20 protein-coding genes and 1 pseudogene are annotated in these 21,610 nt (G+C 46.9%); 18 read left to right on the top strand and 3 right to left on the bottom strand.

The window, feature by feature from the left end; genetic code table 11:
* Positions 1–66: 66 nt before the first annotated feature.
* Both DET62_RS14550 and DET62_RS09245 read left to right on the top strand, forming a co-directional pair.
* Complete coding sequence (locus DET62_RS14550; protein ID WP_243734962.1) at positions 67–366, top strand: penicillin acylase family protein; 300 nt, start codon at positions 67–69, stop codon at positions 364–366.
* Positions 260–2,608 (top strand): penicillin acylase family protein, encoded by a 2,349-nt coding sequence (locus DET62_RS09245; RefSeq protein ID WP_309109149.1) that lies wholly within the window; start codon positions 260–262, stop codon positions 2,606–2,608. Before DET62_RS14550 ends, DET62_RS09245 begins: the two co-directional genes overlap by 107 nt.
* 478 nt (positions 2,609–3,086) lie before the next feature.
* Here DET62_RS09245 and cadR read toward each other — a convergent pair whose 3' ends face one another.
* Positions 3,087–3,494, bottom strand: a complete 408-nt coding sequence (gene cadR, locus DET62_RS09240; protein ID WP_004364961.1) for a Cd(II)/Pb(II)-responsive transcriptional regulator — start codon at positions 3,492–3,494, stop codon at positions 3,087–3,089.
* A 95-nt stretch (positions 3,495–3,589) separates the two neighbouring features.
* Between cadR and DET62_RS09235 the strand changes: the two genes are divergently transcribed.
* From DET62_RS09235 to DET62_RS09225, 3 genes and pseudogenes are all read left to right on the top strand, one after another.
* Positions 3,590–4,486 carry a cation transporter gene (locus DET62_RS09235; RefSeq protein WP_110013671.1) on the top strand — a complete coding sequence of 299 codons (897 nt, stop codon included), beginning with the start codon at positions 3,590–3,592 and terminating at the stop codon, positions 4,484–4,486.
* A gap of 3 nt (positions 4,487–4,489) precedes the next feature.
* Positions 4,490–5,002, top strand: a complete 513-nt coding sequence (gene lspA / locus DET62_RS09230) for a signal peptidase II (protein ID WP_004863699.1) — start codon at positions 4,490–4,492, stop codon at positions 5,000–5,002.
* A gap of 21 nt (positions 5,003–5,023) precedes the next feature.
* A pseudogene (locus DET62_RS09225) lies at positions 5,024–6,314 on the top strand (ISL3-like element ISPpu12 family transposase).
* Positions 6,315–6,436: 122 nt separating this feature from the next.
* Here DET62_RS09225 and DET62_RS09215 read toward each other — a convergent pair.
* The gene (locus tag DET62_RS09215; RefSeq protein ID WP_006956255.1) at positions 6,437–6,637 is read right to left on the bottom strand and encodes a hypothetical protein; all 201 of its coding nucleotides are present in this window, start codon (positions 6,635–6,637) and stop codon (positions 6,437–6,439) included.
* A 75-nt stretch (positions 6,638–6,712) separates the two neighbouring features.
* Here DET62_RS09215 and DET62_RS09210 point away from each other — a divergent pair, with 75 nt between their 5' ends.
* The 9 genes from DET62_RS09210 to DET62_RS09170 all read left to right on the top strand — a co-directional run bounded on the left by DET62_RS09210 (position 6,713) and on the right by DET62_RS09170 (position 13,350).
* Positions 6,713–7,057, top strand: coding sequence for a hypothetical protein (locus DET62_RS09210; protein WP_110013670.1), 345 nt, complete (start codon positions 6,713–6,715; stop codon positions 7,055–7,057).
* 66 nt (positions 7,058–7,123) lie between these two features.
* Positions 7,124–7,615: a DUF411 domain-containing protein gene (locus DET62_RS09205; protein ID WP_034732809.1), complete on the top strand. Its 492-nt coding sequence runs from the start codon at positions 7,124–7,126 to the stop codon at positions 7,613–7,615.
* A 2-nt stretch (positions 7,616–7,617) separates the two neighbouring features.
* A complete protein-coding gene (gene tatA / locus DET62_RS09200) occupies positions 7,618–7,836 on the top strand; it encodes a twin-arginine translocase TatA/TatE family subunit (RefSeq protein ID WP_011234486.1) in 219 nt (72 codons plus the stop codon).
* A complete protein-coding gene (locus DET62_RS09195; protein WP_110013669.1) occupies positions 7,826–9,589 on the top strand; it encodes a copper resistance system multicopper oxidase in 1,764 nt (587 codons plus the stop codon). Before tatA ends, DET62_RS09195 begins: the two co-directional genes overlap by 11 nt.
* Before the next feature lie 11 nt (positions 9,590–9,600).
* Positions 9,601–10,344 carry a copper resistance protein B gene (locus DET62_RS09190; RefSeq protein ID WP_110013668.1) on the top strand — a complete coding sequence of 248 codons (744 nt, stop codon included), beginning with the start codon at positions 9,601–9,603 and terminating at the stop codon, positions 10,342–10,344.
* Between the two features lie 26 nt (positions 10,345–10,370).
* Entirely contained in the window at positions 10,371–10,721 is a 351-nt protein-coding gene (locus tag DET62_RS09185) for a copper resistance CopC family protein (RefSeq protein ID WP_011234483.1), read from the top strand.
* Positions 10,718–11,566 (top strand): CopD family protein, encoded by an 849-nt coding sequence (locus tag DET62_RS09180; RefSeq protein WP_234972503.1) that lies wholly within the window; start codon positions 10,718–10,720, stop codon positions 11,564–11,566. The genes DET62_RS09185 and DET62_RS09180 overlap by 4 nt, the downstream gene beginning before the upstream one ends.
* A 17-nt stretch (positions 11,567–11,583) precedes the next feature.
* Complete coding sequence (locus tag DET62_RS09175) at positions 11,584–12,018, top strand: nuclear transport factor 2 family protein (RefSeq protein WP_008489764.1); 435 nt, start codon at positions 11,584–11,586, stop codon at positions 12,016–12,018.
* A gap of 21 nt (positions 12,019–12,039) precedes the next feature.
* Positions 12,040–13,350 carry an APC family permease gene (locus DET62_RS09170; protein ID WP_054490585.1) on the top strand — a complete coding sequence of 437 codons (1,311 nt, stop codon included), beginning with the start codon at positions 12,040–12,042 and terminating at the stop codon, positions 13,348–13,350.
* Between the two features lie 26 nt (positions 13,351–13,376).
* Here DET62_RS09170 and DET62_RS09165 read toward each other — a convergent pair whose 3' ends face one another.
* On the bottom strand, positions 13,377–14,123 hold the full coding sequence (locus tag DET62_RS09165) for a MauE/DoxX family redox-associated membrane protein (protein WP_110013667.1): 747 nt from the start codon (positions 14,121–14,123) through the stop codon (positions 13,377–13,379).
* Positions 14,124–14,511: 388 nt separating this feature from the next.
* Here DET62_RS09165 and DET62_RS09160 point away from each other — a divergent pair, with 388 nt between their 5' ends.
* From DET62_RS09160 to DET62_RS09140, 4 genes are all read left to right on the top strand, one after another.
* Positions 14,512–17,217 carry a TonB-dependent receptor gene (locus DET62_RS09160; RefSeq protein WP_110013666.1) on the top strand — a complete coding sequence of 902 codons (2,706 nt, stop codon included), beginning with the start codon at positions 14,512–14,514 and terminating at the stop codon, positions 17,215–17,217.
* A gap of 69 nt (positions 17,218–17,286) precedes the next feature.
* The gene (locus DET62_RS09155) at positions 17,287–18,018 is read left to right on the top strand and encodes a PepSY domain-containing protein (protein WP_011234477.1); all 732 of its coding nucleotides are present in this window, start codon (positions 17,287–17,289) and stop codon (positions 18,016–18,018) included.
* A complete protein-coding gene (locus DET62_RS09150; RefSeq protein ID WP_110013665.1) occupies positions 18,015–19,661 on the top strand; it encodes a 2Fe-2S iron-sulfur cluster-binding protein in 1,647 nt (548 codons plus the stop codon). The genes DET62_RS09155 and DET62_RS09150 overlap by 4 nt, the downstream gene beginning before the upstream one ends.
* A gap of 659 nt (positions 19,662–20,320) precedes the next feature.
* Positions 20,321–21,610 (top strand): TolC family protein, encoded by a 1,290-nt coding sequence (locus tag DET62_RS09140; RefSeq protein WP_243734944.1) that lies wholly within the window; start codon positions 20,321–20,323, stop codon positions 21,608–21,610.

Here is a 21,610-nt window from a genome sequence, read left to right as displayed (position 1 = left end):
CGGATAAAATAAAGGACTAAGACGATGAATTTGCCAAAAAAAATACTACTGTATAAGGGAATGCTAATGGCTGGAATGGTTATTCTGGCTGGTTGTAATTCTGATAACGAAACATACGAAGGTAATCCTTTGCCCGGGCAAGAGCCGCTATCTACCTTTGACGAGGATGGCGAACTTCAGGCTGATATCTCCTGGACCACATACGGTGTGCCTTATATCACTGCTGATAATTTAGAGAGTATGGCATTTGGTGTGGGCTATGCTTATGCTCAGGACAACCTTTGTATTCTGGCTGAGCAGGTCGTTAAATTTAATTCACAGCGATCACAGTTCTTTGGACCGGACAACCCGATTGATTCTGGCTGAGCAGGTCGTTAAATTTAATTCACAGCGATCACAGTTCTTTGGACCGGACAACCCGATTGATTCAGGCAACAGTCAAAACCTTATCGATGATTTTGGTTTCTTGGCGCTGGGTATTCGTGAGCATGCCGAGCAAGGGTTCGATAGTTTAAGTGAGGAATCACAGGCGTTGCTACAAGGTTATGCAGCAGGCTACAACAAGTACCTTGCGGATACCCCGGAAGCCAGCTTGGATCCTCAATGCGCAGGACAACCATTTGTGCGTGAGATCACACCAATAGATGTACTGACTTATGCGCAAGGCGTTGCTCTATTGCCCGGAGCCAGCAATTTTACCGGGGCTATTTTTGCTGCCGCACCTCCGGGCGAGGATTTCTCGCCAACACCCGTTATGGAGGGCGAGCAGACAGCCAACATTGAGCTGCGCCCGGTTGCTATTGACATGCCAGAAGCTAACCCGACAGAAATGGGCTCTAATGGTTGGGCAATTGGTCGCGACTTAAGCGCGACAGGGCAAGGAATGTTGTTGGCTAACCCGCACTTTCCGCACACCGGAAATCAACGGTTTTGGCAGTTTGGTGTTGAGATCCCCGGGCAGTTAAAGGTAGCCGGAGGTTCATTATCAGGTATGCCTGGTATAGTTAATATTGGTTTTAATGAGAACGTAGCCTGGACTCATACGTTTTCTACCGCTAATCGTTTTGTGGTTCACCAATTAGAGCTGGATCCGGCGGATGATAACAACCTGACTTATCTGGTGGACGGTGAACCCATAGAAATGACCACCAAAACACATCAAATTCAGGTAAATGTAGGAGGTGGGCAAACCACTACCCTGGAGAAAACCAGCTACCACAGCGAGTTCGGTACAATCATCACGGTACCGGATTCTCCAATTACCTGGGGTATCGACGACTTCGGTAATGAAGTGGCTTACGCAATTTACGACGCAAACTTACCTAACTTTGAAATCTTCGATCATTGGATGGCAATGAATCGTGCTCGTAACATTGAAGAATATCGTCAGAGCTTTATTGATTATACCGGTACGGTATTCAACAACGCGATGGCGGTTGATGAGGATGGTGACGTGTTTTTTACCGATGGCTCATCAGTTCCAAATGTTAGCGATGAAGCGATTGCCGCGTGGCAAGATGATCAGTTACTGCAGGGGATTAGCTCCGCTGTCGGTTTCCCCGTTATACCGGGCAATTCGGCTATGTTCAAAGCTGATGGCAAGATGCCATTCAGTCGTGCTCCTTCACTATTGCGAACCGACTTTGTGCAGAATTCGAACAACAGCTACTGGTTGTCAAACCCGGCCGAGCCTATTGAAAATGTGGCTCCATTTTGGGGACGCATTGATAACGAGCAATCCTGGCGTTCGCGTTTAGGTCAAAAAATGTTGGCGGAAGGCGGTTCTGTTGATGGCAAATTTACTCGTGAAGACATTACGGAAAAACTGCTAAGTAACCGCAGCTTTCTGGCTGAAGAAACACTAGAACCCCTGTTATCACTGTGTGAGAGTCAAGGAGAACAGCCAGTTTCTACTGTTGCCGGCGAGCAAAATATTAAGCCTGCTTGTGACGTGCTAGCAGAATGGGACGGCACAATGAATAAAGACAGCGTCGGTGCGATGCTATTCCGCGAGTTTGCGACCGAATTTTCGAAAGATCCCAAATGGACGGTCGACTTTGATCCCGACGATCCGCTGAATACACCGCGTGAACTGGCTGCTGATGTTGCTGTACTCAGCGATCTGGGCAATGCCATGGTGCGAATTGAGTCTCTTGGGTTATCAATTGATGCCCCACTAGGTGATGTACAATTTGTGGAACGCGCGGGACCAACAGGGCAACCTTCCGGGCAGAGACTGCCCTGGGGAGGTGCTAATAATATTGAAGGTGGGTTTAACGTGTTTCGTGCCAATACGGGATCAGATGGCTCTATTTATCCGCGTTTGATTTACCCTGAAGTCGAAGGCTCTAACCTGACAGAAGCAGGGTTGGGTTATCACATTAGCTATGGTTCAAGCTGGATGTTTACCATGGAGTTTACTGACGAAGGACCCCTGGCTCACGGCTTATTGAGTTATTCACAGTCGCGAGACATATACTCTGATCACTATCTGGATCAAACCCTGTTGTACTCTCAAGAACCACAGCTAAGGCCTATTTGGTTTGATAATGCAGAAATTGAGGAAAATGCGCTCCGTCAGGAAACGATTAGCCTGACGACGGAGTAATACAAAATTTAGTTGTCCGATGTAGCCTGACGTTTACGTCAGGCTCAATGGTTAGGCATCCCACCTGATGTGAACATCAGGCTACTGGTACAAAATTGGTACACTACCAGAAACAAAAAAGCCCCGCTGTTTCCAGCGAGGCCTTGCAATATGTGGTGCCGGAGGCGGAATCGATAAGATCTAATAACTTATTGTTTTATAGTGGATAAAAAATATTAAGATTCAAGCGTGTTACTTACCTTGTTACTAAAACTTCAGCTTTAGTTTTTTGATTGAAAGCTTTTTCACAAATGAATCTTTTAACTTTTTGGCTATGCCCAATACTCGCTTAACACGTTGAACATAGCTATAGTGGTCTGCAACTTGTGAACGTGTAGTGGCAAATAAATTCGGGTAAGCGGATTAAATGGTTGATCTTACCTTTGCATGAGAGTGAGACAGACCGGCATCTCATCGGATTATCTGGTTGATGCTTCACCTACTGCTGGTGCATGTTTCCTTCGCTAATTCCAGCAAGAACCCCACACGCCTCAACTTCCCGGTCATCGTTGCAACTCGCTCTCAGTGAAACGAGTTGTTTCTCAAGCGCTTGCAGAGCGGTTATCTGCGACCGCACATGAGAGATGTGATCATCGAGCAAGGCGTTGACGGCGGTACAAGGCTGATGAGGGTCGTCCTGATAGCTCTGTAGTTCGTGAATCTCAGCCAGTGACAGGCCCAGGATTCTGCAGCGACGGATGAAGGCCAGCCCCTCACCATGCTTCTCGGTATAGACACGGTAACCGTTGTCCTGCCGATCAGGCGGCGGCAACAAGCCCTGCTGTTCATAGAAGCGGATCGTCTGTGTTTCGACCCCTACCAACTGCGCCAACTGACCAATGCGCATCAGCCTCCTCCCCAACGGATTCTTTACTCTATTGACCTTATAGTAGCTTTATAGTTTAAAATGGTACCACAACATTGTTCAAGTGGAGTCGTATCATGAGCAAATCCTGTGGTGGCGCCTGTGGCGGTGATGCAACGTCCGCAGCGGATACCGATATACAGGCCTCCTCCGAGGCGCCAGGGAGATGGGTCAGTGTTTATGCCGTGCCGAAGATGGACTGTCCATCAGAAGAACGAATGATTCGCCTAGCCCTGAACGGCTTTGAGGAGATTCGGGCGCTGTCCTTCGACTTGTCGAACCGCCGGCTGAAGGTCGTGCATGACGGCGAGGTCGAGCCCGTCACCTCGAAACTGAAGACCTTGGGGCTAGGCGCCTCGCTTCAGGAAACCATCGCTGCAAATCCGGAGACCATCAAGGCCGCCGAGTTTTCGGCAGCTTCTGCTAAGCAAGAATCCGGGACCCTGCGCTGGTTGCTCGGCATCAATGCACTTCTGTTCGTGGTGGAAATGACTGCCGGTCTGATCGCCCAGTCCACCGGCCTGATTGGAGAATCCCTGGACAATTTTGCCGATGCGGCGGTGTACGGGCTTGCCCTTTATGCGGTTGGACATAGCGTGAAAATGCAGGTACGTGCCGCGCATCTTGCTGGTGTACTGCAACTGATCTTGGCTGTGGGCGTGCTCGTAGAGGTGGTGAGACGCTTTGTATTCGGTAGTGAGCCTGAATCGCTGGTGATGATGGCTATCGCATTCGTCGCATTGATTGCCAATACCAGTTGTCTGCTGCTCATATCCAAACATCGGGAAGGCGGGGCGCACATGAAGGCAAGCTGGATATTCTCGGCCAACGACGTGGTGATCAACCTGGGGGTCATCACCGCCGGCGCCCTGGTCGCGTGGACCGGTTCCAATTATCCGGATCTGATTATCGGCACCATCGCGGGGGGCATTGTACTTAACGGTGCCAGACGCATTTTGGCGTTGAAGGGTTAAATAATGCTCATTATTGGCAAAAAGCTCTCGCCGTATGCCCTATTGTCCATATCGGGCCTGCTGGCAGCGTCTGATCAGGCTGTAAAGTGGCTGGTGCAGCAATCAATGGCCTATGGCGAGTATGTTTCGGTGACCCCGTTCTTTAACTGGGTGCACCTATGGAACACCGGTGCCGCATTCAGTCTTTTTGCGAATGGTGGAGGCTGGCAGCGCTACTTTTTTATCGGAATCGCGGTAGTGGTCTCGATTTTTTTGATCAAGCTGATCCTTGAAAATCGTCATAAAGGAGAAGCCATCGCTTACAGTCTTATCCTCGGTGGCGCCATGGGCAACCTGATTGACCGGGTCTTTCGCGGCTATGTTGTGGATTCCTTTGATTTCTATTGGCGAGACTGGCATTGGCCGGCCTTCAACCTGGCTGATATTGCAATTGTCCTCGGTGCCTTACTTTTCGTTTCCAGCAGCTTGTTGGGTAAAAAAGCAAACACCAATGCCGAGCCGGATGGATCTGACTGACACCTACGCCTATACAACACCATGACCGAACTTCCCGACAACATCCTTCACCTGCCGCAATACCAAGTACTGGGCTGCAAATCAACCGACGACGAAATGCACTTCCAGGTGGACGTGCCCGATCCCATCGCCTGCGAGGAATGCGGCGTGCAGGGTGAGTTCGTACGGTTCGGCAAGCGTGACGTTCCCTATCGTGATCTGCCCATCCACGGCAAGCGGGTCACTCTCTGGGTGGTCCGCCGCCGATACACCTGCCGGGCCTGCAAGACAACATTCAGGCCCCAGCTACCGGAGATCGGTGGACGGATTCCGTATGACACTGCGGCTGCATGAGTACGTGGAGAAGGAATCCTTCAACCACCCCTACACCTTTGTGGCGGCACAGACCGGCCTGGACGAGAAGACGGTGCGCGACATCTTCAACGCCCGCGCCGAGTTCCTGGGGCGCTGGCACCGCTTCGAGACGCCCCGCATCCTGGGCATTGACGAGCTATACCTGAACAAGCGCTACCGCTGCATTCTGACCAACATTGAGGAGCGAACCCTGCTCGACCTGCTGGCCACCCGCCGCCAGGACGTGGTGACCAACTACCTGATGAAGCTGAAAGACCGGCAGAAGGTCGAGATCGTCAGCATGGACATGTGGAACCCCTACCGGGCAGCGGTCAAGGCTGTGCTGCCCCAGGCCCGTATCGTGGTCGATAAGTTCCATGTGGTGCGCATGGCCAACGATGCCCTAGAGAGAGTGCGCAAGGGCCTCAGAAAGGAGCTGAAACCGTCCCAGAGCCGGACTCTCAAGGGAGACCGGAAAATCCTGCTGAAACGCGCTCACGAAGTCTCAGACCGGGAGCGCCTCATCATGGAGACCTGGACAGGCGCGTTCCCGCAACTGCTGGCCGCCTACGAGCACAAGGAGCGCTTCTACGGCATCTGGGACGCCACCACACGGCTCCAGGCAGAAGCCGCCCTGGACGAGTGGATAGCCACCATCCCGAAGGGCCAAAAGGAAGTCTGGAGCGATCTGGTCAGGGCAGTGGGAAACTGGCGCGAAGAGACCATGACCTACTTCGAGACGGACATGCCCGTCACCAACGCTTACACGGAGTCCATCAACCGACTGGCCAAGGACAAGAACCGTGAAGGGCGCGGTTACTCCTTCGAGGTGATGCGGGCACGAATGCTCTACACCACGAAGCACAAGAAGAAGGCACCGACTGCGAAGGTCTCTCCTTTCTACAAGAAAACCATCGGTTACGGACTGCCGGACTTCGCAGAGGAACTCAACTACGGAGTCGATCTATCAACCATCTGAGGGTGGTATCAGATTGATGGGGTGAAAGTGCCCCATCAACCATTAAATCCGTATACCCATAAATTCGTGCTTCTGATCAGAGATGAAAAGCTATACTTGTTGCTTTGGTTAAAGTGAATTAGCTATTTATCAACATTTTTCCATGGGCCGAACGCTATAAAGTAAAGAAGAATGATATTTGCGATAGGGATAACAATCAGAAGACCCAATGGACCAGGGTAGCCAACTCGTTGGCAGATACGCCATGCGGGAACAATAAAAATAGCTCCCACAATCAGCATCCATAGAAAGCCCATACCTGCGAACATTTCGTGATTCATCATTATCTGCTCCTTATTTGACATGCGTTTAAATGACGTTAAACTGAAATTTATTAAATTGCAAAAAGCAAGGTGCTCGTGCAGGTTCGAATTCTGTTAGTGATGGCAGTGCTATTAGTGTCGATGTCGTTTTCGCAAACGGCAGACGCTCACGCGTGTCATGATGATGGGCAGATGCAGCACAGCATGATGCAGGAAGCAGACGCAAGCGATTGTGAACATGAGACGCAAAAGCACAACTCGTGCTGTGCTGACATGACCATTCGGCATTGTTCCGGCGGCTCGGTTTTATTTGTCGGACAGTCTTCTTCGGTTAATGCCGCTGCAGTTAACTTCTCTACTAAAGTCGACGCACCTGTTGACACCTCAATTCGTGCCAAACACGCGTCTAGTTTATTCCGTCCCCCAATAATTACCGCTTAATAAGTTACTAGAAATTTAACACACGCTCGGCGTGCTCCCTTAAAACTTATTAATCGGTGAATAATTATGTCTATCAAACGCAATATCGCTGTTTTGGCGATGCTGTTTTCCGTGTCTGTATCTGCAACCGATGTAGAAGAGCAGCAACTAACCGTTCTAAAAGATCCCAACTGCGGTTGCTGTGAAAAGTGGTTACAAGCTTTACCGGATAGCTTTAGTGTGTCCGTACAACATCCGAACAACTTGACCCAACGAAAACGTGATGCCGGTATTAGTGCCGAGGTCCAATCCTGTCATACCGCTATTTCTAGTAATGGCTATGTCTTTGAGGGGCACGTTCCTCCTACATTGGTTTCTCATTATTTAGCTGGGAAAAAGTCAGCCAATGGCATTGGATTAACTGTTCCTGGCATGCCGGTAGGGTCTGTTGGTATGGAAATGGGTACTCGGTTTCAACCGTATACGGTCTATGAAATCAAAGAGGACGGTTCAATTACACCTTATAAGCAGATAGCAAGTTTAGAGCAGCAGCAAGCACTCTCAAATGGAGGGCTTTAGCTATGGGATTTGGCGGCATGAGTATGGTTCAGTTAGGAGTTTTACTGGTTATTGTCATTCTTCTTTTTGGTAGCAAAAAGCTACGAACCCTGGGATCCGATCTTGGTAGTGCGATAAAAGGGTTTAAATCATCGATTACTGATGAACCGTCTGATAGGGAAAAGGACATTCAACGTCATCAAAATTTAACCTCAGAAGAGGAGCGTCATCATGAACAATGAGTTTAATAAAGGGCGTCGAAAATTCATTAAATCTGCATTTACTGCGGCGTCTGCTTTAGCAATCGCCAAAGTAGCACCAACATGGGCAACACCTCAAGGGCGTAAATTTAAAGATCAAGTTTTGACGAAAGACGAAATTGATTTAACCATCGCGAAGTCTCCTTTGATAGTAGGGAATAAGGTTGGTACACCTATAACGATTAACGGTCAAATGCCTGGTCCTCTAATTCGTTTGAAAGAAGGTCAACGAGCTAAACTAAATGTGACCAATAGACTATCTGAAGACACGTCAATTCACTGGCACGGAATTATATTGCCCGAGAACATGGATGGCGTGCCTGGCGTATCTTTCGAAGGTATAAAGCCAGGACGAACGTTTAAGTACCGCTACGATGTCGAGCAAAACGGAACTTATTGGTATCACAGCCATTCCGGTTTGCAGGAGCAATTGGGACACCTGGGGCCGTTAGTGATTGAACCGAAAGACGGAGACATTGGTGCTGATCGAGAACATACCATTATTCTCAGCGACTGGACATTCGAAGATCCGGATACCGTGTTTCGTAACTTGAAAGTTGCGGAGGGGTACTATAACTATCAAAAACGTACGATATTTGAGACCTTCGAGGACGTGCGACAGCAAGGGTTAGAGAAAACCTGGAAGCAACGAGAAATGTGGGGGCAAATGCGAATGAGCCCCCGTGATATTGCGGATGTGACGGGCAGTACTTATACCTACCTGATGAATGGCCGCGATTCACAGATGAACTGGTCAGCATTGTTTAAGCCTGGTGAAAAAGTACGCCTGCGTATCATTAATGGTTCGGCAATGAGTTTCTTTGACGTAAGAATCCCTGGATTGGAGATGACGGTAGTGGCCGCTGACGGGCAGCCTGTGAAGCCAGTGCCAGTTGACGAGTTCCGCATTGGTGTGGCGGAAACCTACGATGTAATTGTCCAGCCTAAGCAAAACAAGCCTTACACTATTTATGCTGAGAGCTTTGATCGAAGTGGTTATGTCAGAGGTACATTAACGCCGGAACTTGGTCTTGAGGCTGAAGTGCCTGAACTACGGCAAGTTCCTGAGCGAGGCATGGCCGCTATGGGCATGGGAGCGATGGCGATGTCCGGTGATATGAAAGGCAATAGCATGAATATGAAGCATATGGGCGGCAATAACAGCCATATGACGCATAAAATGACACACAAAAAAGAGCTCCCGGTCGAAAACATTAAAATCAAACACCGTGAGTCCGGACATGGCGCCGGGGCGGCTATGATTGCTACAAACCCGGTAAGCCGTTTGCATGAACCCGGGATTGGATTGGAAGACGTTGATCATAAAGTCTTAGTGTATACCGACTTGGTCGGCGCGCATGAATGGCCGGATACGCGGGAGCCCGAACGACAGATAGAGCTGCACTTAACGGGTAATATGGAGCGTTACATGTGGTCTTTCGACGGGAAGAAGTTTACCGAAGTGGATGGCCCGGTTCAGTTTCATCATGGAGAACGACTGAGGTTGGTGATGGTAAACGATACGATGATGGACCACCCCATACACCTACACGGTATGTGGATGGAACTTGAAAACGGACAGTATCCACGCCCACGCAAACATACGATTAGCCTGAAGCCGAGCGAAAAAGTGTCGTTATTGATAACGGCAGACGCGCCGGGTAGTTGGGCGTTCCACTGTCACCTGTTGTATCACATGAAAGCGGGTATGTTCCGTGTGGTCAATGTCGCATAAGGAGGACAATTATGTACGGTAAATCATTATTAGTGGGTGCGGCGTTGTTGCCAGGTTTAGCAGTCGCCGGACATGCGAAAGAGGACTGGCCTGAACCCGTCAAAGAATATTACACCGGGCAAGTACTGTTCGATCGGTTGGAGTTAACGCGAACCAACGAGGAAGAGAACCTAGCCGTCTGGGACATGATGGCTTGGTATGGCGGTGACTATCACCGAGCTGTTTTCAAGAGTGAAGGGGAGAATGTTCAAGACGACGGTGAGCCCACTGACTTGGAAAGTGCCGAACTGCTGTATGGATACTTGGTGTCTCCGTTTTGGTCGTTTCAGGCCGGTATTGGTACGCGAGGTACCTTATCGTCGGACGCGTCTATGGAAAATTATGCTGTCGTGAGTTTTATGGGGTTGGCGCCCTATTGGTTCGAAATGGATAACTCGCTGATGGTGAATGAAGAAGGCGACGTCCAGTTTGTCAGCGAAACTGAATATGAGTGGCAGTTAACGCAAACATCGTACTTGCAGCCTCGTATTGAGTTAACAGCTAACCTAACAGATTCAGACAAATATGAACGGCAAAGTGGCTTGAGCAACTTGCGTGTGGGGTTGCGTTATCGTCACGAAATCAGTCGTGAGTTTGCACCCTACATTGGTGTTTATTGGAACGGCGCGTTAGGCAACACGGCAGATGAAATGAAACGAATGGGTGAGGACACCACAGAAACAGGCGTGGTCCTTGGGGCCAGAGTTTGGTTTTAATTGATAATAAACAAAGAGGAAACAACATGAAAAACATACTTAAGTTAGCCTTCGGTACCACGTTATTTTTTAGTGCATGGGCCAGCGCTCACGTCGGCCTAACATCCAGTAGCCCGGAGGACGGTGCGACTTTGTCCGAGTCACCAACGGAAATTACGATGAATTTTTCCGGTGATGTTCGTCTGGCTAAAATTATGCTGCACTCAGATGACGGTAAAATGCATCCGCTGGACTTTTCGATGAGCATGACTCCCAAAGCAGCGTACGAAATTGCTGTTAAAAACAATTTGGCGTCAGGTGGTTATACGGTTTATTGGACGGCAATGGGTGGGGACAGTCATAAAATATCGGGTGATTTTAGCTTTGAGGTGAAATGATGACCCTTTGGAGTGTGGCCAGCGTTTTAACGTTGGCCTTTATATTCTGGCTTAACGCGGTGATGACCGCCTCGCCTTATATCGTTTATTTGTCCGGTTTAAAAAAGCAGTCTGAACGAAAGAATAGCCTTGTTGCGTTGCTTCTATTACTGGCAAGCCTTCTGTATTTTTTTCTGAAAGTCGGTAGTTTTGCTGCTGAAGGCTTTGCCGGCATGATTGACACGACCTACATGCAGTTTATATGGACCGGCCCTGTTGGGTTGTTCATCCAACTTCAGATAGCGGTTGCTATTGCTTGGATTGTTTACTCCGTTGTTAAGCTAAAACGTATAAAGTGGGTGCTATATGTTGTCGCCATTGGACTCATGGGATGGAGCTTTTTAAGTATTGGTCACGGCAGTGACGCCGTCTGGTGGGGAAAGCTAGCGCTTTTAACACACTTGTTAGTCGCTTGGGTTTGGTTCGGCAGTCTTAACTCATTGCGAAAGCTGGCAACGTCGGTACCGCTTGCTAAAGCGAAAGCCATTATGGAGCGTTTTGGTGTGCATATGTCTGCAGCGGTTCCAATACTCCTTATTGCGGGCTTGGTTATGTATCGTAGTGCAACAGGGCGATGGATGCCAGAGCTGCCGCTTACGTCGTATGACACGGTACTACTAGCGAAACTTGTGTTTGTGGCGCTGATTCTCCTTGTTGCCGCATTGCATAAATTAAAGTTCGTACCGCAATTAAATGATAACGCGGCCGCCAAGCGACTCAAAAACTCCATAACGGCGGAAATGGTATTGGCTGTCACTATTTTTACCCTGGCCTCTGCGCTAAGCAGCGCGTTTTCCCCCGGTTAATGTAAGGAATAAGAAGAATGAAATTACTTGTGAGTGTTTTTATGGTTTCGGTAATGTTTATTTCAGCGCCCAGTAGCGCCGAAAAACTATCTGAGCCGACCGCTGTGCTTGATGCATTTCGAACTGCTTTAACTGAAGGTGACACGGAGGTCGTTAAAGACGTGCTTTCCGATGATGTGCTTATCTTTGAAGGTGGTGGCGTTGAACGGTCCCTGGCTGAATACAGTGCTCATCATCTTAAGTCAGATATCAAATTTAGCCAGGCGGTTCCTTCCAAGCTGATTGAAAGAACACGATATGAAGTGGCTAGCCTTGCTGTGATCACTTCTCGATATAGTATTTCCGGGGCGTACAACGGGCGTGAGATTGATTTAACGATGAATGAAACTGTAACCGTTTCACATACCCCGGAGTCTGGCTGGAAAATTATCCGGATTCACTGGTCCAACTAACGTCAACCACAGGAGCTGATTATGGCAGAACACGATCACGAACACGGACATCAGGGTTATCAGAAAGGAAGCCTTAGTCTTTGGGGGGCGGTGTCGCTGGGGACTGGTGTGATGATTGGCGCTGGTATTTTTGCACTGACCGGACAAGTTGCTCAGCTGGCAAGAGAGTGGTTTGTCCTGGCGTTTGTGTGCGGCGGTATCATTGCCGGCTTTAGCGCTTACTCTTACGTTAAGTTGGCGAAAGCCTATCCGTCAGCGGGCGGTATTGCGATGTTCCTCAGTAAAGCTTATGGAAAAGGAAGTGTGACGGCGATATTCGCACTCTTGATGTACTTTTCTATGGTGATTAATGAAAGTTTAGTCGCTCGGACATTTGCGTCTTATACCAGCCAGTTAATTTCTTTTGAAGCGCAGTGGCTTATCCCTTTGTTGGCGGTGGGTTTGCTGGTCTTTGCGTTTTTTATCAATATTTTGAGTAATCAGTTTATTCAAACGTTCTCGTTTTTTATGGCCTTTGTTAAGACTTTAGGGTTGGTCATTTTAGCGGCTGGTGGTTTGTGGGCCTCAGGCATTCAGTTTGAATCGATATCGGCTATTCCAGAAGAAGCTACGGGTGGCGGTATTTTAGCGGGGATTGCTTTAAGCATACTTGCGTACAAAGGGTTTACAACAATAACCAATAGTGGCGGTGAAATTGTTGAGCCTAAGAGAAATGTCGGGCGTGCCATTATTATTTCGCTGATTATCTGCGCGTTAATATACGTTCTGGTCACTCTGGCGGTTGGCTCGAGCCTGTCCATAGATGAGATTGTGAAAGCGAAAGACTACGCGCTTGCTGAAGCAGCCAGACCCGTCTATGGCGAGACCGGACTATGGGTGACGGTCGCTTTTGCAATTGTAGCAACGGTATCAGGAGTGATTGCCAGCGCGTTTGCCGTTTCAAGAATGTTAGCCATGTTGACCAATATGAAGCTTGTTCCACACAGTCATTTTGGCATGCCAGGTTCCATTCAGAAGCATACGCTGGTTTACACCATTGTTATGGCTATGATCTTAGCGGCATTCTTCGATTTGAGTCGAATTGCGTCACTGGGCGCTATTTTTTATATCGTGATGGACATTGCGATCCACTGGGGCGTATTACGGCATCTAAGGCAAAAGGTGAATGCCAATATTTACATACTTGTCAGCGCAATCACGCTAGACGTCATCGTTTTAGTCGCTTTTATATGGGTGAAATGGACGAGCGATCCGCTGGTGATTTGGGCGTCTCTTATCGGTATGGCATTGATTGCCGCTGGTGAGATTTTGTTTTTACGTAAAAAGCGTTAAGAAAAAGAGCGCATAGCGCTCTTTTTCTAGTTCATTGTAAAAAACATCCAGACAGCCATAGCGACCATCATGAGGTTTTCAGTGAGCGAAATGAAGCCTAACGGCACATTACTGGAGCCACCGACACAGGCACATTTTAGCTCGCGTTTGTCGACATAAACGGCTTTAAACACCGAGACAGAGCCCACCATGCCGATAAATAACGCGATAGGGATGGAAATGACGTGAGCAAATTCCGCAGCCATTAACAGACCCGCCAAGCCTTCGGCGTAGGGGTAAATACGGCCATAAGGCACCCATTTTTTGGCGAGAAGATCGTAATTGAGAAACATGGTAGAGAATTTCTCTACGTCCTGGAGTTTGAGCAAGGCCAGAACCACCATAGAGAAACTGATGAACCACTCGATGGTTTGTACGGTAAATACGCGACCAAAAGACAACCACGACGTGGCTACAGAGAGGAGTGCCGTCATAATAAATAATGCAATAACGGGCCGGTAACTGGTTGCGTCAGGGTCAGGAAGAGGCTTTCCAAGAAAGGCTCGAACCTCCTCGTACCCACCGATACGTTTATCACCAATAAACACTTGTGGAGTGGTATCGACGTCGTGCTTTTCCTTGAATTTGTCGGTTTTTTGACGACTCTCTAACAGATTGTCGTCTACTTCGAAGCCATTGGCTTTAAGTAAGTGCCGGGTTTTTAGCCCAAAAGGGCACTGGTGATCAGGCGTTGACATTCTGTAAAGCGTAGCTTTTTGAGTTGACTGACTCATAGCCAAGTTCCTTACGTAAAAGTTATGTATTCATGTACGCATTATAGTCGGCAAAAGATTAAAAGCATCAATAATCAGAAGAGGGTAAAAATTCATTAAAAATGAAAAATTATTTTTATTTTGAAAAAAGTGGACAACTTTTTTTATTGCTTTTCTAGCTATCTTGAAGAGCTTATTTTAAAAGATTATTGATACATGAGGATAACTTAAAGTTGAATATACAACCTCTATAAGCTTTGCTGTTAAAGGTTTTTTTATACAACTTTAATCGTTTTTAGCTTGACTAAAATCCTAAGGTTTCTATTCTGAAGGTTGTATAAACAACTTAGATGGCAGTACGAAGTCTAATCGGAAAGTAAAATAATTATAATTTAATCGAGGTGACAAAATGCAAAAGTTACTTAAGTCTGCTGTCGCTATAGGCGTATCTGCGGCACTCTTTAATACAACAACCGTTTGGGCTCAGTCAGGGCCTGGTGATACTGAAGCCGAAAACGTTGAGAAAATCACGGTGACCGGTTCGCGAATTCAGCGAATCGAAGCCGAAAGTGCTGCTCCTGTTCAGGTTTTTACGGCGGAAGATATTGAAGTATCGGGAATGACCTCGGTAGAAATGATTTTACAGAGAATGTCAGCCTCCGCTGGTTTTGCTGGCAGTCAGAGCAATGCTTATTGGACAGGTAATGGCTATGGTACCGCTCAAGTTAATTTGCGTGGACTGGGCATTAACCGAACACTTGTGCTTCTGAATGGCCGCCGTGTTGTAAATGGTGGGACCGGTGCTAATAGTTCAGTCGACTTAAATATGATACCTGTCGAAATGATCCAACGTATCGAAGTACTGAAAGACGGCGCTTCAGCGATATACGGTGCGGATGCTGTAGCAGGTGTGGTCAACATCATCACTCGTAAAAGTTATGACGGCTTTACTATAGAAGGGCGCTTGGGCTCGACAGATGACGGTGAGGGCCAAGATCGTAAAGTTAACATGATCTTTGGCGCCAGCAGCGACAAAGGTCGCATAATGGCGACTCTAGGCTACCGTTCTTCCGATGAGGTCAATATGGCTGATCAAGCCGGCTGTGCTTTGGGTGAATTAACACCAGGCCAACTGGATTGCTTCGGGAGCTCAAGTACCATTGGGGGTAGAGCAACCATATTGACGGGGCCAAATGCTGGCGAACGGATTAATTTCAGTCAAGATGCGGACGGTAACGGGGACTTTTATGAACCCTACAGCTCTGAAAAACACAACTTTGCATTTTTTCCTTACCTAAATTCGGTTAACCCAATTACAAACTGGAATTTCTCCGCTTTCGGGGATTATCAACTGTCGCCAGATACGACGGTATTTACTGAAGTTTTATACAACAATCGAACATCCGATCAATTAGCGACACCCGGAACATTAAGAGGTATTGAGTTTGATGCCAGCCACCCAACAAACCCAACGGGTGAAACAATTCGACTTGAAGGTCGTCGCTTATTAGAAGGTGGACCAAGAACGTTCTTTCAAGATGTTAATACGTTCAGAACGGTCGTCGGCATGAATGGTGTTATTGGCTCAGGTTGGAACTGGGAAGTTGCTTATAACTATGGCCGTAATACAGCCATTGACGGCATGACCAATATAGTCAACATGCAGCGTCTATCTGCGGGTTTAGATCCGAATACTTGTGGCTCCAACGGCATTCCTTGTATTGACTTGCTGGGGTACGGTGACCTGTCTCAAGAAGCTTTGGACTACATTATGTTTCGGACGACTGACAACGGTGGTAATGAGCAGCGTTCATTGACAGCAAATATTTCCGGAGACTTATTCGAAATGCCTTCTGGATGGGTTCCTGTCGCTTTTGGTGTCGAACACCGAAAAGAAAAAGGATGGCGTAATCCTGACTCGTCAATTGTCGCCGGTATCATGAATACCAATCAGGCTGACCCAATAGAAGGAAGTTATACGGTCGATGAAGTTTATGCTGAAACGTCCTTGCCTTTGTTGGCTGATTTACCATTGGTTCAGTCATTGAATTTGGATTTAGCGTATCGTTACAGTGACTATGACACCTTTGGTAGTGATGGGAACTACAAAGCGAGTGTTCACTGGCGTGTATCGGATGCGTTGAAAGTGCGTGCGACTCAGTCAACAGCTTTTCGTATTCCAAATATACCTGAACTCTTTGGTGGTGTTGCTGAAGGAAACCTGACAACAACGGATCCGTGTGACGGATGGGATCAAGCCGGTGCTAATCCAACTGTGGCGGCAAATTGCCAAGCAGATGGTGTCCCTGCAGGGTATGAACAATTTGGTGCAACCGTTCTTACCACTGTTGGCGGGAACCCTGATTTAAAACCGGAAGACGCAGATACTTTTACTGCTGGTTTTGTATGGGATATTGGTTCGGCGGACAATTTACAATTGACGGTTGATTACTACGATATTGATATTGAGAATGCTATCCAAAGGATTCCCGGTTCAACGAAGCTGTCTGTCTGCTATAACTCAGAAAATTTATCGCACCCATTTTGCAGTCCAGAGCACTTTACGAGAGACTCTTTAACTGGCGATATTGACTTTTTGTCTGCTCAACCCACCAATGCCGCAACTGAAAATGTATCGGGTATCGATACCGCTTTATTTTATAACACCGAGCTACTGGGTTGGAAAAGTGACTTCAGTTGGAATGTCAGTTACTTAAATGAGTATACATTTGCGCCTTTTGTTGGTGCGGATGAAATTGAGTATGCCGGGTTCATCACCGGAGGCAGAGGAAGTTATACGCATTGGCGTTCAAATGCTTCGGGAACCTTTATGAAGCAGGATTGGCGCATACATTATTCAGTGCAATATATAGGGGCTGCTGACGACATTAATGCCGCTCCAGAAGATATTGGAGCCCGCGCACCGAGCGTCTTTTACCATAATATTCAAGGCACTTATTTCATAAATTCCGATTTGAGTGTGACGGGTGGCGTTAATAATCTTTTCGACAAAGAGCCGCCTTATATTCAAAGCTGGACGGACGCAAATACTGACACTATGACTTACGACTTATTAGGTCGTCAGTTGTACTTGAAGGTACGTTACAGCTTTTGATTAGTGAACTGGCTGTCGCTTTTCCCTGGGAGCGGCAGCCTTTTTATATGAAATTTGAGGTAGGACGACATGTCGGAAAAAAAACGTTCGAGTCAATGGAGAGTCTGGCACCGCTGGTTATCTTTGGTTTTTGGCTTGCAAATGGTCATTTGGACAATAAGTGGTGCTTACATGGTGTTCTTCGACTTGGATTATATTCACGGAGATCACTTAGTTCAGGATGTTAGTCAGCCTTTACCTGAAGGTACTGAGGTATCAGATTTAGATAAGTTATTAACGCGTTATCCTGAAACTGAAAAAGCCTCACTAGAGGCTCGCAGACTAGATGGTAAGCTACAGCCAGTATACAAGTTAAAAAGTGATAAAGGTGAGTTTTTGGTTAATGCAAAATCGTTAGAGCGCATTGAAATAACTCAGCATCATATTGAAGACTTGGCCAACCGATACTACGCACAAGAGAGTGCAGACATTGAATCCGTTGTTTATATGACGGATAACCCACCAACTGAAATTAGTGAAACTTTGTTGCCAGTATGGCAAGTGAACTACGATGACTTTGGTAATACCAGCCTTTACTTGTCTGAAACAACGGGTGATTTGCTCGTAAAACGACACACTTTCTGGCGTGGTTTCGACATTGTCTGGATGCTACACATAATGGACTACGATGAACGTGTGGATATAGAAACGTGGTGGTTAAAAGCCTTTATTATCGGTACATTTATTTTAATGATAACGGGCATTGTTTTGCTCCTTTATACCATAACGTTTAAAAGAAGACCGATCGGAGGTGCCCAATGATAAGGTTTATACAATGGCTTCATCGTTGGGTGAGTTTAATTTTAGTTATTCAGGTCGCTTTGTGGCTAGTGAGTGGTTTCTTTTTCAGTATAACTGGCCATCATGGAATGTCGGGTCATCAATACATGGTCTCCGAAAACTCTAAGCCGCCGCTTAAAAAATTAGCAACTCAGGTCGACTTTACTGAAATGTACCAAAGGTTTCCATCAGCACATTTAATTGAACTGGTAAGTGTTGCTGGGGTTGGTCAGTATCAAGTGACATTGGCAGATGGAAATGTCCTGTATTTCAACGCTAACACAAACGAAAACTGGTCTACCGGTGAGGCTTTGGCAACCCAATTAGCGCTCAGTAGCTATAATGGTCCGGGTCACGTCGAAGCGGTTGAAAGAGTCATGGGAAGCGATGAAGTGAATGGCTGGGAAGCTTCGGGGTTTCGCATTGATATTAAAGATGATCTTAATACTCGGATATACATCGATGAAGCCTCATCTCAGGTAGTGGAGCATCGCAATACACCATGGACAATAGCTGACTGGGCATTTCGTCTGCATTTTATGGATTACACTGGTGGCCGAAGCTTTAATCATTTATTGATTTGGAGTGCCGGGTTATTCGCTCTTTGGTTTTCGTTATCCGGGCTAATTCTTTTAGGCCGAAATATTACTAACGGTGACTTTAATCCAAATCGGAAAAAAACATGGCTAGAATACTTTCAACAGAAAGGGAAACCAATTGCCAGCAGCTGTGGTGGAGGTGGAACTTGTGGATTATGTAAAGTAACACTACAAGGCAGCGATATACCTAGTCCTAAAGCCGCTGAAAAAGCGTTATTGAGCGCCAATGAATTAGACGCGGGGATGCGGTTATCTTGCCAACACAGAACCTCAACAAATTATGAAGTAAAGTTACATAATGAGGGGGTTAGTGATATAGCTTTAACACTCGATTCAAAGCGTCAACTGACTCCATCCATTATGGAGCTTACCTTTGTGAGTTCAGAGCCCGTTAATTATGAAGCCGGGCAGTTTATGCAGTTTCGTATTCCACACTTAAACGAAATATTGTCACGACATTACTCTGTTGCTACGCGGCCTCACCCGACTCGATTTGTGTTTAACGTACGACAACTGCCCTCGCCAAGTGAAGGGGTGCCCCCAGGCATCGGTTCAAACTACTTGTGTAATTTAGAGCCTGGCGCTCATGTCGATGCTATTGGACCATTTGGTGACTTTCAGCTGACGAAACAAAATAATCACACGCAAGTCTTTATCGGAGGCGGCGCGGGTATTGCACCGTTGAGAGCGTTAATACAAAGTGAATTAGCAGCAGGCTCTCCTCGTCGCTGTATCTTTTTTTACGGCGCACGATATGAAAAAGAGCTCTGTTATAGGGATGAGTTCGAAAGAGATGAGCGGTTAAATTATATACCGGTACTTTCAGAGGTTGCTAAATCAGATGCGTGGGCCGGGCACACTGGCTTTGTGCACGAAACTGCAATGAAATGGTTGGCAGATGAAAACAAAGACACATTGGACGTTTACGTGTGTGGTCCTCCACCAATGCTGAAAGCGACGTTAGAGTCTCTTGCTGACTTTGGCGTTCCGCGAGAACAAGTAAGGTTCGATGACTTTGGTATTTAGAGCTTGAAAGCGCCTGAGTTAGCAATAAATCGGGGTGGTGATGTAGAAGTCGTATCACCACCTGGGTTGACTACCTCGTTATGGGTACTTCCTTTAATTGATTGATCTTTATCAGCCAAAAGAGATACACTTCAAGCATGTTTTTACAGTAAAGCTTCGCATGTATCGTTTAATCATTGCCCTACTGCTATTAGCAGTAACAACAATGTCATTTTCACAAACTATCAGTACGGAAAAGGCATGTATGCACGATCCTACTGAGCAAGTTTGCGATCTTGCAGATTGCGAAGTGTCACATTCTCTTACCGATAACTGTTGCTCTGATTCAATGATGCGTCATTGTTACAGCCCGTCAATTACTGTCGTTTATTCTGAGCAATCCACCGTTCCGCCTATTGAGAAGCTGGTTTTTAACGCTTCCTCATTCTTAGATACGAATATTAAAGAAAAGCATTCTCTCTCGCTTTTTCGCCCCCCAATCCACTCTTAAAAATACGAAATTTCTCGCTCCTGGCGCGTTTATCGTCCAGGTAAAAGCACAGCTATAAGCTTTGGTTCGGTCATTGTCGTTACGACGTCGTTCGTCGTCCTCGTTACGGTCCGACTCATAACTTGGTCTGTGTTTAATTTAAAAATTCACAGTTTTTGAGAGTAACAATATGAAACTTTTAAGAAGAATGGCTTATTTAAGTGTTCTGACTGTAGTGGTGCCAAATGTCGTTAATGCACAAGAGCCGCTTTTGAATTTGCAAGAAGCAGTGAGTATCGCTGTACAAGAAGATCCTTGGTTAACGGCAAGTAAGCAAACCCAAGAAGCATTCGCGAGTGAAGCAATAGCCTCTTCCAGTTTGCCTGACCCTAAAATATCGCTCACGGCTGCCAGTTTCCCGGTTGACAGTTTTAGTTCAAGACAGGAAGGAATGACCCAGTTAGTCGTCGGTGTTTCACAAACATTTCCCAGAGGAGACACATTATCGTTGTCTCGTAAGCAGAAAAACCAATTAGCTCAAAAACAACCGTTTTTGAGAGCGGATCGTATTGCAAAGGTCAAAACAACGGTCACGAAGTTGTGGTTAGATGTTTTTTTCTCTCAGCAAAGTATTCGCTTGATTGAATCGGATAGAGCGCTTTTTGAACAGTTAGTGTCGACGGCTAAGGCGAGTTATACCAGTACCGAGGGAAAAGCACGGCAGCAAGATGTTATTAGAGCCCAACTTGAGCTTACACGCCTGGATGATAGGTTGACGTCACTGCGACAAAAAGAGGAGCGACTTCAAAGCGAATTGTCGGAATGGATAGGTGTTATAGCGAAATCAACGTTACCGGATGACGTTCCTAACCTTACGCTACAGGAAGCATTGAGTTCGCCTTCAACAATGCCTAAACAAGCCTTGTACGAATTAATAAAAGGGCACCCAGTTTTGCAAGCTACCGATCAAGACATTTCGGCGTCGGAAACTTCTGTAGAGCTTGCTCAACAAGGTTATAAACCACAATGGTCAACCAACCTTAAATATGGCCATAGAAACGACGATCCAAGCGGCAATGACCGTGCCAACTTGCTGTCAGCCGGAGTTACGTTCGATATACCACTATTTACTGATAACAAGCAGGATGAACAGGTGCGTTCGGCAAAGTATAAAACTGAAGCAAAAAGAACTGAAAAACTGCTGATTGCCAGACAGTTAATAGCCAATTTACGCAGTACCTTTGTACAACTGAATCGTTTGAATGAACGCGCTGCTCTTTATCGTGAAGAGCTACTTCCACAAATGTCCGCCCAGTCTGAAGCTGCATTGACAGCTTACAACAATGATGATGGCGACTTTGCAGAGGCGGTGCGTTCACAGATTGCTGAAGTCAACGCAAAAATTGATGCATTAGCGATCGCCATCAACCGCCAAAAGCTGATTGCCGAAGCAAACTACTTATTATTCTCAGGAGTTTAA

The organism is Idiomarina sp. H2, assembly GCF_004364275.1.
Taxonomy (GTDB): Bacteria; Pseudomonadota; Gammaproteobacteria; order Enterobacterales; family Alteromonadaceae; genus Idiomarina; species Idiomarina loihiensis.
Note: the sequence above shows the minus strand (reverse complement) of the source record. Positions and strands in the feature narration are given on the sequence as shown.